Source organism: Frankiales bacterium, assembly GCA_016125335.1.
GTDB lineage: Bacteria > Actinomycetota > Actinomycetes > S36-B12 > CAIYMF01 > Longivirga.
In genome coordinates this window covers 126,327-143,239 of sequence record WGLY01000006.1, presented here as the reverse complement: position 1 = coordinate 143,239, position 16,913 = coordinate 126,327, and the positions used below count along the sequence as shown (strand labels likewise).

The window sequence follows — 16,913 nt, the reverse complement described above, 5'->3', positions numbered from 1 at the left end:
GACTACCCCTGCCCCGCCGGGTGCAAACGGCGTACCAGGGCGTCGAGCGCCGCGGCGGTCTCCTCGGGCGCCTCGGCGGCGGGGGAGTGCCCCGCGCCGGGCACCACCACGGGCTCCACGCCGAGCGCCGCGGCGACGCGGTCCTGCTCCGCGAGGGGCCACGCGTCGTCGGCGGGCCCGTACATCACGGCCACGGGCAGGCCCTCGCGCGCGCGGGCGACGAGGGCGTCCGTGCGGTCCGGGGTGTCGAGCAGCGTGCCGGTGAGCGCCCGCAGGGCGACCGGGTTGGTCGCGGTGAACCGGCGGCGCATGAACGCGCCGACCTCCGGCGACGGGGGCCGCCAGCCCGACTCGAGGTCCGCCGCCTCCTTGACGTCGTAGATCACCTCGAGCGGCACCTGGGGCAGCGCGGCGTGCAGCGCACCGAGCCGCTCGCGGCTGCTCGCCGGCAGCGCGGCCGGCCCCGAGCACAGCAGCACCAGGGACGCGACCGGCGACCCGTCCGGGTCGAGCACCGCCTCGCGGGCGACCAGGCCGCCGAAGGAGTGCCCCACCACGTGCACGGGCCCGGTGCCGGCGGCCACGACCTCGAGCAGGTCGCGCGCCAGCGACGGCAGCGAGTAGGCGTCCTCGTCGTCGGGCCCGGGGGACTCGAACTGCCCGCGCTGGTCGTAGGCGATCACCGCCCAGCCCCTCAGCGCCAGCGGCTCGAGCACCGCGATGAAGTCCTCCTTGGACCCGGTCCAGCCGGGCACGAGCACGAACGTGCCCTCGGGCGTGCCGTCGGGCTCGGCCCTCAGGGCGGCGAGCGGGCCGCGGGAGGTCGCCAGCTCGACGTGGCGGGCGTGCGCCGGGAGGTCGAGGTACGGCGGCGTGCTCACGGACGGCAGACTACGACGCGGGCGGCCCGGACCCGGGCCGCCGGGCCGGGGAGGGGGCGGGCGCGGGCGATGACGCGCACCATCGCGGTGGCGAGCCAGAAGGGCGGCGTCGGCAAGACCACGACGGTCGCCTCGCTCGGCGTCGCCCTCGCGGAGCTCGGCGACGAGGTGCTGCTCGTCGACCTCGACCCGCAGGCCTGCCTGACGTTCTCGCTCGGCGTCGACCCCGAGGACCTCGACCTCTCGGTGCACGACGTGCTCACCGGCGCCGCGTCCCTGCGCGAGGTGGTGATGGCCACCGAGGACGGCGTCGACCTCGTGCCGGCCACCATCGAGCTGGCCCAGGTGGAGGCCGCGCTGCTCAGCCGCGGCGGGCGCGAGCACGCCCTCGACGACGCTCTCGGCGACCTGCGCGGCCACTACGACTGGATCCTGCTCGACTGCCCGCCGACGCTGGGGATCCTCACGGTCAACGCGCTCACCGCCGCCGACGAGGTGGTGGTGCCGCTGCAGTGCGAGACGCTGGCGCACCGTGGCGTGGGGCAGCTGGTGGAGACAGTGCGCGACGTCGCCCGCACCACCAACCCGCGGCTGCGGATCGCGGGGATCCTGCCCACGATGTTCGACGGGCGCACGGCGCACGCCCGGGCCGTGCTCGCCGACATCGTGGAGCGCTACGACGTCCCCGTGCTCGAGCCCCCGATCGCGCGGTCCGTGCGGTTCGCCGAGGCTCCGGCCATCGGACGCTCGGCGCTCGCGACGTCGCCGCACCTGAAGGGCGTCGAGGCCTACCGTGCTCACGCCCGGACACTGCGCTCGCGCTCCGGGGGGTCCCCGAGGTGATGATGGCCGGCATGCGCCTGCGCACCCTCGCCCTCGTCCCGGCCCTGCTGCTCGCCTGGTCCGGTCTGGTGGCCGGACCCGTCGAGGCCCGCACGCCCCCCGGCGTCGCGCCGCCGGCGGTGTCCGCCCAGCGGGTGCAGTCCGCCGCGGTCGCGCCGGTGCAGCGGGCGGCGCTGCGGGCGCACCATCGAGCCCTGCCGCCCGGGTCCGGCTCGGGCCGCCGGATCGTCTACACCGAGCAGGTGCCCCAGCACATCTGGCTGGTGAACGCCGACGGCCGGGTGGAGCGGGACTTCGCGGCCAGCGGCCGCCGCGACTGGCCGCGCACCGGCGTCTACCACGTGTTCAGCAAGTCCGCCTGGGGCTCGAACCCGGGCTACGGCGTCACGTTCCGCTGGATGGTGCGCTTCACGATCGGGCACACCGCCGCGATCGGCTTCCACTCCATCCCGCGCTACCGCGACGGACGCCCGATGCAGACCCTCGCGCAGCTCGGCCAGGCCGTGGGGCGCGGAGGCTGCGCCCACAGCGCCGACCCGGACGCGCGCTACCTCTACGACTGGGCGCGCATCGGCACGAAGGTCGTCGTCCTGCGCTGACCAGCGAGCCGGATGTCACTGGTGAATCGGTCGCTTCCGGGGCTGGGAGACGACCGTTTCACTAGTGACATCGCGTCCGTAGCTGTCAGGCCTCGGGCGCGGCGGGTGCGGCCGGCTCGCTGCCGGTGCCCTTGCCGCGCCCGCGGCCGCCCCGGCGCCGTCGCTTGCGCGGCGCCGCGGACCCGGTCTCGTCGGTGCGCGGGCCGCTGCCGCCGGAGGTGTCCGGTCCGGACGCCGTGCTCGCGGAGGTGCTCGTGCCCTCGCCGCCCGCCGCCGTTGTGGCCGACCGGGTCGCGGTGCCCGTCTCCGTGACGCCGGCGCGGGTGCGGCGGCGCTGACGGTCGCGGCGCGGGCGCTCGGCGGTGTCGCCGGTGCGCTCCTCGCGCGCGGCGCCCTCACGTCCCTCGCGACCGCGGCCCTCGCGGCCCCGGCTGTCGCGGCCCTCCCGGCCGTCGCGCGGGCGCGATCCCTGACGCGCCCGGCGGCCGGCGGAGGCGCCGGTCTCGCCGAGGTCCTCGAGCACCTCGGCGTCGAGGCCGGCCCGCGTGCGCGCCTTCTCGGGCAGGCGGCCCTTGGTGCCCTCGGGGATGTTGAGGCCGGCGTAGATGTGCGGGCTCGACGAGTAGGTCTCGATGGGCTCCTCGAACGGCAGCCCGAGCGCCTGGGCGATCATCTTCCAGCGGTGCAGGTCGTCCCAGTCGACGAGGGTCACCGCGACGCCGGAGTTGCCGGCGCGGCCGGTGCGGCCGATGCGGTGCAGGTAGGTCTTCTCGTCCTCGGGGCACTCCCAGTTGATGACGTGCGTGACGTCGGCGACGTCGATGCCGCGTGCGGCCACGTCCGTGGCGACGAGGACGTCGACCTTGCCGTTGCGGAACGCGCGCAACGCCTGCTCGCGCGCACCCTGGCCGAGGTCGCCGTGCACGGCCGCCGCGGCGAACCCGCGGTCGGCCAGGTCGTCGCTCACGCGCTGGGCGTTGCGCTTGGTGCGGCAGAAGATGATCGTCAGGCCGCGACCCTCGGCCTGCAGCACCCGGGCGATGAGCTCCTGCTTGTCGAGGCTGTGGGCCCGCCACACGTGCTGCTCGATCGCGGCGACGAGGCTGCTGTCGTCGTCCGGGTTGATCGCGCGGATGTGGGTCGGCTGCGTCATGTACCGGCGTGCCAGGGCGACGATCTGGCCGGGCATCGTGGCCGAGAAGAGCATCGTCTGGCGCACCGGCGGCACCAGGGCCACGATGCGCTCGACGTCGGGCAGGAAGCCCATGTCGAGCATCTCGTCGGCCTCGTCGAGCACGAGGGTCTTGACGTGGCGCAGCGACAGGTGGCCCTGGCGGGCGAGGTCGATGAGGCGCCCCGGGGTGCCGACGACGACCTCGATGCCCTTCTGCAGCGCCTCGACCTGCGGCTCGTACGCGCGGCCGCCGTAGACGCAGAGCACGCGGACCCCGCGCAGGCGACCGGCCTTCTCCAGGTCGCTGGCCACCTGGATGCCGAGCTCGCGCGTCGGGACGACCACGAGGGCCTGCGGCTTGCCGCGCACGGCGTCGGGCTGGTCGTCGAACCCCTCGTCGAGCGGGGCCACCAGTCGCTGCAGGGCCGGGATGCCGAAGCCGAGCGTCTTGCCCGTGCCCGTCTTGGCCTGGCCGATGAGGTCGGTGCCGGCGAGCGCCAGCGGGAGCGTGAGCTCCTGGATCGGGAAGGCGGTGACGATGCCGTCGGCCGCCAGCGCCTCCACCGTGGCGGGCAGCACGCCCAACTCGGCGAAGGTCTTGGGAGCGGTGATGGGGGTGGTCATGTCCACGTCGGGCGTGGCATCGGTCTGGAGGTCGGTCTGGGTGCTCAGGGCGTGCTCCGTGGGTAGGCCGGGCGCGGTGCGTGGTCCGCGTCGTCTGACGCGGCGGGCACCGAGCACGAGGACCCGTGGTCAGCGAGGAACCGCGACGCGTGGGCCTGCCGTGCTCCCGTGAGGGCGCCGTCGGCGGGCTGGTCACGGAGGGGTGTGATACGTCGGCCGTGACCGAGATGACCCACCGAGTCTACCTGCCGCGGCGGCCTGCCCCGTCCGGACGGCGTCGGCGCGCCGCTGCTCGGGGGGTGACACCCCGCGGGACGTCGTACGCTCACGAGCCGTGAGCGACGAAGCAGCCGAGGCCGGCCCCGCGTCCGACGTCCCCGCCACGGTGGGACCGCCCGCCTCCGCGCTGGTCGAGGACGCCGAGTACCGCGACGCGGTGGTGGACCTGCTCGGCGTGCTCGCCTACACCGAGCTCGTGGCCTTCGAACGCCTCGCCGCCGACGCCTCGCTGGCCCCCTCGGTGTCCGACGAGGTGGCGCTCGCCCTCATGGCCACCGCGGAGATCCGCCACTTCACCCGGCTCGCGGAGCGGCTCGCCGAGATCGGCTCGGACCCGGCCACGGCGATGGCGCCCTTCGTCGAGCCCATCCTGGAGTTCCACGCCAAGACCGCGCCCGGCGACTGGCTCGAGAGCCTGGTCAAGGCCTACGTCGGCGACGGCATCGCCACCGACTTCTACCGGGAGGTGGCCCAGACCGTCGACCCGGAGACCCGCGCCCTCGTGCTCGAGGTGCTCGGCGACACCGGGCACTCCAACTTCGCGGTGGCCACGGTGCGCGCGGCGATCGAGGCCGATCCGCGCCTGTCCGGCCGGCTGGCCCTGTGGGGCCGGCGCCTGGTGGGCGAGGCGATGTCCTCGGCGCAGAGCGTGGCCGCCGAGCGCGACGGTCTCGCGTCGCTCATCGTGGGCGGAGTGGGCCGTCCCGGGCTCGGGCTCACCGAGCTCGGGGCGATGTTCACGCGGCTGATGGAGGCGCACACGCGCCGCATGCAGACCCTCGGCCTGCAGGCCTGAGGGCGGTCAGCGGGCGGTCAGAGGGCGCTGAAGCCGAGCCGGCCGCGCTCGGGCGCGCCGATCTCGACGTAGGCGATCTTGTCCGACGGGACGACGACCACGCGGCCCTTGTCGTCGGTGAGGGTCAGCGGCGTGCCGTCGGCGACGGCCTTCGACACCAGCGCCACGACCTCGTCGGAGCCGAGCTCGCTCTCGAGCAGGACCTCTCGTGCGGCCTGCTGCACGCCGATCTTGACCTCCACGCCGGTGTCCTTCCCGTGCGCGCCCCGTGGGCGCCTCGTGCTCGTCGCGACCGCGCGGACCCGCGCCGTCCTGGCGTCACCGTAACCGGAGCGGGACGCCGGCGCCGAGCCGGGACGCCGGTGTCCGCCGTCGGCGTAGCGGTGCGCGATCGGCTCAGACCGGCGGGTGGCTGAGCGGGATACGGCTGATCCCGCGCCAGCTCAGCGTGCTCACCAGCGCGGCGGCCTCGGCCTTGGGGATGTCGCTGCCGTCGCGCAGCCAGCGGCGCGCGGCGGTCTGCGCCTGGCCGGTGAGCCCGGCCGCGAGCAGCAGGGCCTCGGCCTCGGTGAGCCCGGTGTCCTCGGCGATCACGCGGCTCACGAGGGCGGCGCACGCGTCGTTCGTGCGGTCGACGCGCTCGCGGACGGCGGACTCGTTGGTGAGGTCGGACTCGAAGATCAGCCGGAACGCGCCGCCGGGATCGTCGACGAAGTCGAAGTAGGCCTGCACCGTCGCCTGGACGCGCTGCTTGTTGTCGGCGGTGGAGGCCAGGGCCGCCTCCACGGCGGCCACGAGCGCGTCGGAGGAGGAGTCCAGCAGCGCCAGGTAGAGCTCGAGCTTGCCCGGGAAGTGCTGGTAGAGCACGGGCTTGCTCACCCCCGCGGCCTCGGCGATGTCGTCCATCGCCGCCGCGTGGTAGCCCTGCGCCACGAACACCTCGCGGGCGGCGTCGAGCAGCTGGGCGCGGCGCTCGCGGCGGGGCAGGCGCTGGCCGCGCGCCGCCGCGCGTCCGGCGTCCTGGGCCACGGTCATGCCCCCGACCCTACCGGGCGGTAACGCCGACGGCGGCGACCCGCTGCCGGACCGCCGGGGCGTGCTCAGTCGTGCGGCTCGCGGTCGTCGCCGTAGCCGACCTCGATCGCCTGCTCGGCGGTGTCGGCCGGGTCGGCCTCCCAGGCGGGCGGGGCGGCCGGGTCGGGCGGCTCGGAGTCGAGCGGTGCCTCGTCGTCGAGCGGCGTCTCGTCCTCGACGGGCAGCTCGTCGTCGAGGGTCGTCGGGGCATCGGGGCCGAGGTCGGGCGTCGCGGACATGGCCACCCCTTCGCTCGCGGGATCTGGACGCCTCCCACGCTACGCGCGGCGGCGGCGACGTCGCCTGGGCACGCCCGCTGACAGGGATGGCGGATCGCCCGCCGCGGTGCAACCGGTGGTGCCGCGCTCCTACCGTGAGCAGATGGACGAGCACGGCGGCGACGACGACGCCGCGACGCCGGCGACGCCCGCGGTGCTGCCCGACCGGGCGGCGGTGCGGGCTGCGCTCGAGGTCGTCCCCGGGGTGCTGCGCGCCGACATCGTGACCGACCCGCAGGGCGGTCCGGGGCTGCTGCGCCTGGTGCTCGAGCCGGGCCACGACGAGGTGGCCGTGGCGCGATCGGTGCACCGCATCCTGCGGCTGCAGTTCGGCATCGGCCTGGACCCGGCGCGGCTCGAGGTGGTGGAGGAGGCGCCGCCCGAGGCCCCGGCGCCGCGGTACCCCAGCCTGCGCCTCGTCGACGAGGCCGTCGTGGACATCGGCGGGCGGCTCGACGACCTGCTGCTCGACCTCGACGACGCCCCGGGCGACGGACGCTTCCACGCCGAGGTGCTCTCGTCGGCCGCCCGCCACCCCGCCGGGACGTCCGGGCAGGCGCTCGGGGGCGCCGCCGAGCCGCAGGGGCCCGACCTGCCGAGGCTGGCCCTGGTGCGGCTCACGGTGTCCGCCGACGGACTCGGGGTGCGCGCCTCGGTCACGCTCGCCCGCCGGGGGCAGGTGCTCACCGGCACCGCCGAGGGCGCGTCGGACTCCCAGGCCGTGCTGTGCACGGTCACCGGCGCCACGCTGGCGGCGCTGCGCCGTCTGCTCGGGGCCGAGCACCGGCTCGACGTCGACGGAGTCGCGCTCACCCGCGTGGGCGAGAGCCAGGTGGTCGTGGTGCAGGTGGTGTGGAGCACCCCGGGCGGCGGGGAGCGGCTGACCGGGGCCTCCGAGGTCAGGGACGACCCGCGGCAGGCCGTCATCCGTGCCACCCTCGATGCCGTGAACCGACGTCTCGCCCCCCACCTGGGCCGCCCATGACGCACGACCCGATCCCCCGCACCACCGAGGACCTCCTGGCCCGGCTGGCCCCGCCGTGGCCGCGCGAGGACGTCGTCCTCACGAACGGAACGGTGGCGGTGCGCCGGGCCGCGCCGGCGTCGGAGAGCGTGGAGCCGGCCCTGTTCGTCCACGGGCTCGGCGGCAGCTCCGTGAACTGGACCGACCTCATGGCCCTGCTGCGCGACCGCGTCGACGGCATCGCCGTCGACCTGCCGGGCTTCGGCTGGTCGCCGCCGCCGCGCGACGGCGACTACTCCCTCGTGCGCACCGCCGCGTCGCTCGCGGAGCTCGTCGCGGCGCGCTTCGACGGCCGCCCGGTGCACCTGTTCGGCAACTCGATGGGCGGCGCCATCGCGGTGCAGCTCGCCGCGCGCCACCCCGAGGTGGTGCGCACCCTCACGCTCGTGAGCCCGGCGCTGCCCAAGATCGGGGTGCGGCGCAGCAACGTCCACCTGCCGGTGATCGCGACGCCGGGCCTCGGCACGACGCTCATGCGCCGCTACCTCACGCTCGACGCCGAGACCCGCGCCCGGGCGACGGTCGACGTCTGCTTCGCCGACCCGGCGAGCGTCCCGGTGCAGCGCATGAACGAGGCCGTCGACGAGGTGCGGCGCCGTGACCAGCTGCCCTACGTCGCCGACGCCTTCCTCCAGTCGTTGCGCGCGCTGATGGCGACCTACCTCGACCGCTCGGCGGAACGACCGTGGAAGCTGGCCGAGTCGATCGAGGCGCCGACGCTGCTCGTGTACGGGCGGGCCGACAAGCTCGTGGACCCGGTCCACGCGCACACCCGCGCCTTCCCGGACATGCGCGTGCTGGTGCTGCCGCACGCCGGCCATGTCGCGCAGATCGAGCAGCCGGTGCTGGTGGCCGACGCCTGGCGCGACCTGCTGCCCGTGGGCGGCTCCTCCCGAACCGGTCGGTAACGTCGCAGATTTGATCATTCCTCCCCCACGTGGGGGTCCTAGGACCTACCTTCCGTGGCGTCGGGCGCCCTCGGGCGCATTCGTCGAGGAGGACTCGTGGATCAACAGCAGCACTCCGTGGACGGCGTGACGTACCAGCACGCCGGTCACGAGTACTTCGCCAAGCGACAGCTCACGCGGCACGCGGGCGCGTTCGCGCTCTGGGGGCTCGGTGTCGCGGCGGTCATCTCGGGGGACTTCTCAGGCTGGAACTTCGGCATCGCCGAGGCCGGCTGGGGCGGCATGGTCGTCGCCACGATCGTCATCGGTCTGATGTACCTGTTCATGGTGTACTCGATCGCCGAGATGTCGGCGTCCATGCCGCACACCGGCGGCGCCTACTCCTTCGCCCGTACGGCGATGGGCCCCTGGGGCGGCTACGTCACGGGTGTGGCCGAGTCGATCGAGTACGTGTTCACCACGGCCGTGGTCGGTGTGTTCGCCAGCTCGTACGCGGACGCGATCGTGAGCGACCTGTGGGGGATCTCGTGGCCCCTGTGGGTGTGGATGCTCATCTTCTACGTCATCTTCGTGGGGCTGAACACGGCAGGCGCGGCCGCGTCGTTCCGGTTCGCCATCACCATCGCGATCCTGTCGCTGCTCGTGCTCGCCATCTTCTTCGTGACGGCGCTGTTCTCGGGCAAGCTCTCCACGGACGCGCTGTTCGACATCGCGCCCACGAGCGGCAACACCACGTTCATGCCCTTCGGCGTCGGCGGCGTCATGCTGGCCCTGCCGTTCGCGATCTGGTTCTTCCTCGGCATCGAGGAGCTGCCGCTCGCGGCGGAGGAGACGCACACCCCGCAGGAGGACATCCCGCGGGGCTCCGTCGCCGGCCTGTTCACGCTGTTCGTCACCGCGGCGCTGGTGCTGGTGCTCAACCCGATGGTGATGGGGTCCGAGACGATCGGCGGCAGCCTCGAGCCGATCCTCGACGGGTTCCGCGTCATCTTCCCGAACAGCAGCATCGCGGCCGTGCTGTCGCTCGCCGCGCTCACGGGCCTGATCGCCAGCTTCCAGGGCATCATGTTCGCGGCGGGGCGCAACGTGTACTCGCTGTCGCGGGCGGGCTACTACCCGCGGTTCCTGTCGCTCACCGGGGCGCGCAAGACGCCCTACGTAGCGCTGCTGTTCACGGCCCTGGTCGGCATGGTCGCCGTCGTCGTCGTCCCGAAGGTGTTCAACCAGGACGACGTCAACTTCGCCGGGTCGCTGCTCAACATGGCGGTGTTCGGTGCCGTCATCGCGTACGTCCTGCAGATGGTCACCTTCGTGCTGCTGCGCATCCGGAGGCCGGAGATGGAGCGGCCTTACCGCAGCCCCAGCGGCACCTGGGGGGCTGCCGTCGCCGGCGTCGTCGCGGCGGTCACACTGGTGATCCTCTTCTTCAACGAGGGCTACCGGGCGCCGATCGTCGCGATCGCGGTGTTCTTCGCCGTGGCGCTGATCTGGTTCGCCGCCTACGGGCGGACCCGGCTCGTGCTCTCGCCGGAGGAGGAGTTCGCGGTCACCGGAGGCAAGCACGGGCACCCGGAGACCGAGGGCTACGCGGTGACCGAGGACGAGGAGGACTCGGGTCAGGCCGAGTACTTCCCGCCCGTCAGCTGAACGAGCGAGCCAGGGGGGCGGGGGTCGCGGCGACGCGACCCCCGCCCTCGACGCGTAGGAGGAGACGACGAGATGTCCAGCCAGAGCACGCTCGGGGTCGAGCAGCTGAGGACCGAGGTGGCCGCGGGCGCCATCGACACCGTGATCGTCGCGATCACGGACATGCAGGGCCGGCTCCAGGGCAAGCGGGTCCACGCGCCGTACTTCGTGGAGCACGTGCTGCCGCACGGCACGGAGGGCTGCAACTACCTGCTGGCCGTGGACGTCGACATGAACACCGTCGACGGCTACGCCATGTCGAGCTGGACCGCGGGCTACGGCGACTTCGTCATGGCCCACGACCTGGCCACGCTGCGCCGCGTGCCGTGGCACCCCGGCACCGCGATGGTGCAGGCCGACGTCGTGTGGCTGGACGGCAGCGACGTCGTCGCCTCGCCGCGCCAGGTGCTCAAGCGCCAACTCGCGCGCCTCGCCGACGCCGGCATGGCCGCGTACGTCGGCACCGAGCTCGAGTTCATCGTGTTCGACGACACCTACGAGGACGCCTGGCGCAGCGGGTACCGCGGCATGCACCCGGCCAACCTCTACAACGTCGACTACTCCATCATCGGCACCTCGCGCGTCGAGCCCCTGCTGCGCCGGATCCGCCTCGGCATGGCCGGTGCGGGCATGACCGTCGAGAGCGCCAAGGGCGAGTGCAACTTCGGGCAGCACGAGATCGCGTTCCTCTACGACGAGGCGCTGCGCACCTGCGACAACCACGTCGTCTACAAGACGGGGGCCAAGGAGATCGCCGCGCAGGAGGGCAGGGCGATCACCTTCATGGCGAAGTACGACGAGCGCGAGGGGAACTCCTGCCACGTCCACCTGTCCTTCCGCGGCACCGACGGCTCGCTGGTGATGGCCGACGACGCCGACGAGGAGCACGGGCTGTCCGACGTGGGTCGCCAGTTCATCGCCGGGCAGCTGGCGCATCTGCGCGAGCTCTCCCTGCTGTTCGCGCCGAACATCAACTCCTACAAGCGATTCGCCCCCGGGTCGTTCGCCCCGACGTCGGTGGAGTGGGGCCGCGACAACCGCACCTGCGCGCTGCGCCTGGTGGGCGGCGGCGCGAGCCTTCGGCTGGAGAACCGGGTGCCCGGCGGCGACGTCAACCCATATCTGGCCGTGGCCGCGATGGTCGCCGCGGGCCTCGACGGCATCGAGAAGGGGATGGAGCTGCGCCCGGAGTACACCGGGAACGCCTACGCCTCCGGCGGCGAGAGGGTCCCGTGGCAGCTCGACGACGCCGTGGCGCTGTGGTCCGGCTCCGAGTGGGTCGCCGAGACGTTCGGCGCGGAGGTCCAGGAGCACTACACGAACATGGGCCGCATCGAGCTCGAGGCCTTCGCACGGACCGTCACCGACTGGGAGCGCTACCGCGGCTTCGAGCGGCTCTGAGCCCCGCCGCCGGGCCCCGGCGGGCGACGTCCCGGGCCGCGGCGGCAGGATCAGCCACGTCGGACCCACCCCGCCGACCCGGCACCGAGAGGACCCCCGTGACCGCCCTGCACGACGTCGTGAACCCGGCGACCGAGGAGGTCGTCGCCTCCGTCCCGTCGCTGTCGGTCGAGGAGACCGACGCGGCGATCGCCCGCGCCCGGTCGGCCTTCGAGAGCTGGCGCCACGTCGCCCCCGGCGACCGGGCCCGGCTGCTGCGCCGGTTCTCGGCCCTGGTCGACGACCACCTCGAGGAGCTCGCGCAGCTCGAGGTGCGCAACTCCGGGCACACGATCAGCAACGCGCGGTGGGAGGCCGGCAACGTGCGCGACGTGCTCGCGTACTACTCCGGTGCGCCCGAGCGCCTGCTGGGCCAGCAGATCCCCGTCGCCGGGGGCGTGGACCTCACGTTCCACGAGCCGCTGGGCGTCGTCGGCGTGATCGTGCCGTGGAACTTCCCGATGCCGATCGCCGGCTGGGGCTTCGCGCCTGCGCTCGCCGCCGGCAACACGGTGGTGCTCAAGCCCGCCGAGCTCACCCCGCTCACGGCGGTGCGCCTCGGCGAGCTCGCGCTCGAGGCGGGCGTGCCCGAGGGCGTCTTCCAGGTGCTGACCGGCAAGGGCTCGGTGGTGGGCGAGCGGTTCGTCACGCACCCGGACGTGCGCAAGGTCGTGTTCACCGGGTCGACCGAGGTGGGCATCCGCGTGGCCGAGGGCTGCGCCCGGCAGGTGAAGGCCGTCACCCTCGAGCTCGGCGGCAAGAGCGCCAACGTGGTCTTCGACGACGCCGACCTCGCGAAGGCGGCCGCGACCGCGCCCTACGGCGTGTTCGACAACGCCGGGCAGGACTGCTGCGCCCGCTCGCGGATCCTCGTGCAGCGCTCGGTGCTGGACGAGTTCCTGGCCCTCCTGGAGCCGGCCGTGCTCGGCGTGAGGGTGGAGGACCCCTCGCTCGACTCCGCCGAGATGGGGCCGCTCATCAGCGCGGCGCACCGCGACACCGTCGCGTCGTTCCTGCCCGACGGCACGCGGGTGCTCATCCAGGGCAGCGTGCCGGACGGCCGCGGGTTCTGGTTCCCCCCGACGGTCGTGATGCCCTCGTCCGAGCAGGACCCGCTGATGACCGAGGAGGTCTTCGGCCCGGTCGTGTCGGTGATGCCGTTCGACGACGAGGCCGACGCCGTGCGTCTCACCAACGCGACCGAGTACGGCCTGTCGGGGTCGATCTGGACCCGCGACGTGGGGCGGGCGCTGCGGGTGGCCCGGGCCACGGAGAGCGGGAACCTGTCGGTCAACTCGCACTCCTCGGTGCGGTACTGGACGCCGTTCGGCGGCTTCAAGAAGTCCGGCCTCGGCCGGGAGCTCGGACCGGACGCGCTGCACGCGTTCACCGAGGTCAAGAACGTGTTCATCTCGACGGAAGGCTGAGATCCGTGGACCGTTACGCAGAGCGCACCGTCGTCATCACCGGCGGGGGCAGCGGCATCGGCAGGGCGACGGCGCAGCGCGTCGCCTCCGAGGGCGCCCGCGTCGTCGTCGTCGACATGAACGAGGAGGCGGCCCGAGCGGTCGCGGCCGAGGTCGACGGGCTCGCGGTGCGGGCCGACGTCACCGACGCCGACGACGTGGCCCGCATGTTCCGCACCGCCTTCGACACGTACGGCAGCATCGACGTGTCGTTCCACAACGCCGGCATCTCGCCGCCGGACGACGACTCGATCCTCACCACCGGGATCGAGGCGTGGGACCGCGTGCAGCGGGTGAACCTCACCTCGGTGTACCTCTGCTGCCGCGAGGTGATCCCGTACATGCAGCGGCAGGGCAAGGGCTCGATCATCAACACCGCCTCGTTCGTCGCCACCATGGGCGCGGCGACGTCGCAGATCTCCTACACCGCGTCGAAGGGCGGCGTGCTCTCGATGAGCCGCGAGCTCGGCGTGCAGTTCGCCCGCGAGGGGATCCGGGTCAACGCGCTGTCCCCGGGGCCGGTCAACACCCCGCTGCTCCAGGAGCTGTTCGCGAAGGACCCCGAGCGCGCCGCGAGGCGGCTGGTGCACATCCCGTTCGGACGGTTCGCGGAGGCCAGCGAGATCGCGGCCGCGGTCGCCTTCCTCGGCAGCGACGACGCCTCGTTCGTCACGGCGAGCAACTTCCTCGTCGACGGCGGGATCAGCGGGGCCTACGTCACGCCGCTCTGACGCCCTTCGCGGCGCCCGGTCACTGCGCCGGCAGCACTAGGCGAGCCGGTAGACGATCTCCTCGATGTCGGTCTGCTCGCGTGCGACCTCGACGAAGCCGCAGTGCTCGAGCACCTTCGCCGAGCCGGTGTTCGTCGCCGCGACGTGGGCGAGCAGGGGCCGCTCGGTGACCTCGCCGAGGAACGCGGCGAGCGCCGCTGTGGCGATGCCGCGCCCCCAGTGCGCGCGGCCCACCCAGTAGCCCACCTCGCGCTGCTCGTCGCCGAAGCAGCCGAGGCTGCCGACCACCTCGCCGTCCACCACGATCGTCCGGCGGATGAGCGCCGGGTTGGACCGGATCATCGCCTCGTGGGCCACGAAGGCGTCCCAGTCGCGCGACGCGAACGCGGCCATGGCGGCCGCCACCGGGTCGCGCTGGTGCTCGAACAGGATCGGCAGGTCCTCGGGGGTCGTCTCCCGCAGCACGAGCTCCACGCCGCCGACCCTACGACCCCCTCCCCGCAGCGGGCATGGTGCTGCTCGTGCGCACGCCCAGGACCGGATCGAGGCGGGAGCCGGCTGACGGTAAGCCCCGGCCGCGGCGTCGGGCCGGGTTACACCGACGGGACTGGCCGGAGCCGGAAGACGATGATGCCGAGATACCGGTCCATCCATCGCCCCTTGTGCGGGTGACGGCGCCGGTCCTCGTCGGACAGCTGTGGCTCGAGAGCCGCCTCGACCCAGAACCCTGCCGCGCTGAAGGTGTTGAGCAGGTCGGCGAACGTGTAGGGACGCTTGGTCAGTGCGATCTGCTCGTTCCACGCGGTCTGGTAGGTGTACGTGTCGTGGGAGAAGTACTCCTCGCCCAGCGTCGTCCCGTTCTGCTCCGAACGCTCGAGGGCGTAGCGGACGGGGTGGGTCCGGGTGAGCAGGACGAACCCGTCATCGGTCAGCCTGGCCCGCGCGTCGCTCAGGATGCGGACCGGGTCCTGGGCGTACCCGAAGGACTGCAGGAACAGGATCCGGTCGAACGTGCGCCCGGTGAGTGCCGGCAACGAACCCAGCTCGTTGAGGTCACCGTGGATGAGCTCGAGCCCTGGTGGAAGTGCCTGGACGAAGCTCCCGCCGATGTCGACACCTACAGCGGCGGCCGCGCCGTCTCGGACGAGCTCAGCGAGCTTCGCACCGTTGCCGCACCCGAGGTCGAGCACGGAGAGTCCCTGGACCTCGCCGAGCATCTCCCGCTGCGCCGGCCACTCGACGAGTCGGTCGAGCGAGTCCTCCCTGCTTCTCGCTCGCTCGTAGTCGGCTGCCAGGCCCGACCAGACGCTCCCCGTGGACTCAGTCAAGGTCACTGACCCCGCGTCGTCCGGCCTCGGTGTGCTTCCTCCACGGGACCGAACCTATCCCTGCGTCCGCGCGGGACGGGGAGCCCGCGTGGCAGAACGAGCCCGCGGCCGGAGACCGAGCGCGCCACCCCCTAGAAGGGCGGGTGCTCGGGTGGGTCGGCTGTGCGCCCGCCGGGGTCGGGTGCCTCGCCCTCCGGCGTATCGGCGTGGGGCCGTACGTGTGCGGCACCGGGCCGGGCACCTGGTGCGACGGCTGTCGATGCTCGTCGTTGCGGTGGTTCGAGAACGGGCTGGGCCGGGATGCGGATGCGTTGTCGCCATCGGGTGACCCACGTGCCCGAGCCGTCGGCGGCGCAGTCCTCGATGGTCGCGTGTCCCGCGGTCTTGACCTGGTGGCAGCGCGAGCACAGGCCGCCGCAGTTGGTGGTGTCGCTCGCGCCTTGGGGGAACGGGAGGGCGTGGTCCATCTCCTGGGCGCGGCGCGTGCATCCGGGACGCCGGCAGATCGGGTCGCGGTGCAGCACGTGGTCGCGCAGCGCTGCGGGCAGGTACTGGCGGGTGCCGTAGTCGAGCAGGTGGCCGTCGACCGGGTCGACGACCAGGCGGCGCCACCAGTCGGCGACCGCGGCGACCTCACGGGCGATGGGTGCGGGGATCGGGGTTCCGTTCAGGAGTGCGAGCCCGTCGCGCTCCGCGCGCAGGGTGTCGAGGTCCATCACGACGTGCAGCTCGGTCTGCGTCCGCGACGCGTCGTAGACCAGCTCGCCGTCCTCGCCCCGGTCACCGAGGACCAGAGCAGCCAGGGCGTCCGCGCGGCAGGCACCCGACGCTGCGTCGTCGTTCCCGGCGCGCAGCGCCTCGGCCCCGCCGCGCTGGGCGCGCAGAGCCTTGCCCGCGGCCTGGATCGCGTCGAACACGGCGTCGATCACGGGCGCCTGGTGCGTGACACCGAGGAACGCCATGCCATCGCCGATCGGCTGCCGGTACACGTCCCTCGTCGCCGCGGCCTTGTGGGCGCGGACGGTCGCGGCGGGGTCGTGGCGGGCGATGAGCTTGTCGAGGTGCTTGCGCAGCTCCGAGGCGGTCAGGGTGCGGGCCTTCTCCAGCGCCGCGGTCTCGATCGTGGCCAGCACGTCGGGGTCGGTCATGTACCGGGTCGCGTCGACCAGGGCGGCGCAGTGCCGCTCGGTGATCTCCCCGGCGGCCAGCGCGGCACGGAACCCCGGGAAGGTCTCCTTGAGCGCGAGTGCGCGTTCGATCTCCTTCGACGCGCCGTAGGCGCTGTTGCGGGTGGCGTAGGCGACCTCCTGCTCGGCCGCTGCCTCCGCGTACGAGCTGCTGACCCTCGGGTCCGGGCACGACTTCGCGGCGAACGCCGCCTCCGCCGCCAGACGCAATGACGCCAGCCGGGCTTCGAGCCGCCCCACCACGGAGAGGTAGTCGATCAGCTCGGCCGGCTCGGTGATCGCCTCGACGTCGACCTGCTCGAGCAGGATCAGGTCGGTCGCGTCGACGGGCTGGTCGAGCAGAGGCAGCAGTGCGCTCGGGTCGCCGGTCAGCCACGCGATCGGGTCGTGCACGTCCCAGTCCGGGTGGAACCCGAGACCCACCGAACGGAAGCCCGGGGCGGTGTCCCGGTCGTCGACGACGGTCATCGGGCACCTCCCACGGGATCGGCTGGGGTTCGAACGAATGTAGGAATGCTATCGGAGACCCCTGACAGGCGCAACCCCCAATCCCCAGCAATCCCAACGTATTTCGCCGCTCGACTGTCCACAGGGT

At 73.3% G+C, this 16,913-nt stretch carries 17 protein-coding genes; 9 read left to right on the top strand and 8 right to left on the bottom strand.

Annotated features, from left to right (window positions below; translation table 11 throughout):
- Positions 1-2 precede the first annotated feature (2 nt).
- Positions 3-881, bottom strand: a complete 879-nt coding sequence (locus GC157_04195) for an alpha/beta fold hydrolase (GenBank protein MBI1376670.1) — start codon at positions 879-881, stop codon at positions 3-5.
- Between the two features lie 69 nt (positions 882-950).
- Between GC157_04195 and GC157_04190 the strand changes: the two genes are divergently transcribed.
- Positions 951-1,724 carry an AAA family ATPase gene (locus GC157_04190; protein ID MBI1376669.1) on the top strand — a complete coding sequence of 258 codons (774 nt, stop codon included), beginning with the start codon at positions 951-953 and terminating at the stop codon, positions 1,722-1,724.
- Between the two features lie 11 nt (positions 1,725-1,735).
- Complete coding sequence (locus GC157_04185; GenBank protein MBI1376668.1) at positions 1,736-2,323, top strand: hypothetical protein; 588 nt, start codon at positions 1,736-1,738, stop codon at positions 2,321-2,323.
- A gap of 85 nt (positions 2,324-2,408) precedes the next feature.
- Here GC157_04185 and GC157_04180 read toward each other — a convergent pair whose 3' ends face one another.
- Positions 2,409-4,121 carry a DEAD/DEAH box helicase gene (locus GC157_04180; GenBank protein MBI1376667.1) on the bottom strand — a complete coding sequence of 571 codons (1,713 nt, stop codon included), beginning with the start codon at positions 4,119-4,121 and terminating at the stop codon, positions 2,409-2,411.
- Positions 4,122-4,455: 334 nt separating this feature from the next.
- Between GC157_04180 and GC157_04175 the strand changes: the two genes are divergently transcribed.
- The gene (locus GC157_04175; GenBank protein MBI1376666.1) at positions 4,456-5,196 is read left to right on the top strand and encodes a hypothetical protein; all 741 of its coding nucleotides are present in this window, start codon (positions 4,456-4,458) and stop codon (positions 5,194-5,196) included.
- A gap of 17 nt (positions 5,197-5,213) precedes the next feature.
- Here the strand turns inward: GC157_04175 and GC157_04170 are convergent, their stop codons facing one another.
- From GC157_04170 to GC157_04160, 3 genes are all read right to left on the bottom strand, one after another.
- A complete protein-coding gene (locus tag GC157_04170; GenBank protein MBI1376665.1) occupies positions 5,214-5,438 on the bottom strand; it encodes a DUF3107 family protein in 225 nt (74 codons plus the stop codon).
- Positions 5,439-5,592: 154 nt separating this feature from the next.
- On the bottom strand, positions 5,593-6,231 hold the full coding sequence (locus tag GC157_04165; GenBank protein ID MBI1376664.1) for a TetR family transcriptional regulator: 639 nt from the start codon (positions 6,229-6,231) through the stop codon (positions 5,593-5,595).
- Positions 6,232-6,296: 65 nt separating this feature from the next.
- Positions 6,297-6,509: a hypothetical protein gene (locus tag GC157_04160; GenBank protein MBI1376663.1), complete on the bottom strand. Its 213-nt coding sequence runs from the start codon at positions 6,507-6,509 to the stop codon at positions 6,297-6,299.
- A 142-nt stretch (positions 6,510-6,651) separates the two neighbouring features.
- Here GC157_04160 and GC157_04155 point away from each other — a divergent pair, with 142 nt between their 5' ends.
- The 6 genes from GC157_04155 to GC157_04130 all read left to right on the top strand — a co-directional run bounded on the left by GC157_04155 (position 6,652) and on the right by GC157_04130 (position 13,803).
- On the top strand, positions 6,652-7,533 hold the full coding sequence (locus GC157_04155; protein ID MBI1376662.1) for a hypothetical protein: 882 nt from the start codon (positions 6,652-6,654) through the stop codon (positions 7,531-7,533).
- A complete protein-coding gene (locus GC157_04150; GenBank protein MBI1376661.1) occupies positions 7,530-8,480 on the top strand; it encodes an alpha/beta fold hydrolase in 951 nt (316 codons plus the stop codon). The genes GC157_04155 and GC157_04150 overlap by 4 nt, the downstream gene beginning before the upstream one ends.
- Before the next feature lie 96 nt (positions 8,481-8,576).
- Positions 8,577-10,127 (top strand): amino acid permease, encoded by a 1,551-nt coding sequence (locus GC157_04145; protein ID MBI1376660.1) that lies wholly within the window; start codon positions 8,577-8,579, stop codon positions 10,125-10,127.
- A gap of 72 nt (positions 10,128-10,199) precedes the next feature.
- Positions 10,200-11,567 (top strand): glutamine synthetase, encoded by a 1,368-nt coding sequence (locus tag GC157_04140; GenBank protein ID MBI1376659.1) that lies wholly within the window; start codon positions 10,200-10,202, stop codon positions 11,565-11,567.
- A 98-nt stretch (positions 11,568-11,665) separates the two neighbouring features.
- Positions 11,666-13,033, top strand: a complete 1,368-nt coding sequence (locus tag GC157_04135) for an aldehyde dehydrogenase family protein (GenBank protein MBI1376658.1) — start codon at positions 11,666-11,668, stop codon at positions 13,031-13,033.
- Positions 13,030-13,803 carry a 3-oxoacyl-ACP reductase gene (locus tag GC157_04130; protein MBI1376657.1) on the top strand — a complete coding sequence of 258 codons (774 nt, stop codon included), beginning with the start codon at positions 13,030-13,032 and terminating at the stop codon, positions 13,801-13,803. The genes GC157_04135 and GC157_04130 overlap by 4 nt, the downstream gene beginning before the upstream one ends.
- A gap of 36 nt (positions 13,804-13,839) precedes the next feature.
- Here the strand turns inward: GC157_04130 and GC157_04125 are convergent, their stop codons facing one another.
- The 3 genes from GC157_04125 to GC157_04115 all read right to left on the bottom strand — a co-directional run bounded on the left by GC157_04125 (position 13,840) and on the right by GC157_04115 (position 16,786).
- Complete coding sequence (locus GC157_04125) at positions 13,840-14,457, bottom strand: GNAT family N-acetyltransferase (protein ID MBI1376656.1); 618 nt, start codon at positions 14,455-14,457, stop codon at positions 13,840-13,842.
- A complete protein-coding gene (locus GC157_04120; protein MBI1376655.1) occupies positions 14,397-15,137 on the bottom strand; it encodes a methyltransferase domain-containing protein in 741 nt (246 codons plus the stop codon). Before GC157_04120 ends, GC157_04125 begins: the two co-directional genes overlap by 61 nt.
- 125 nt (positions 15,138-15,262) lie before the next feature.
- A complete protein-coding gene (locus GC157_04115; protein MBI1376654.1) occupies positions 15,263-16,786 on the bottom strand; it encodes a DUF222 domain-containing protein in 1,524 nt (507 codons plus the stop codon).
- Positions 16,787-16,913 lie beyond the last annotated feature (127 nt).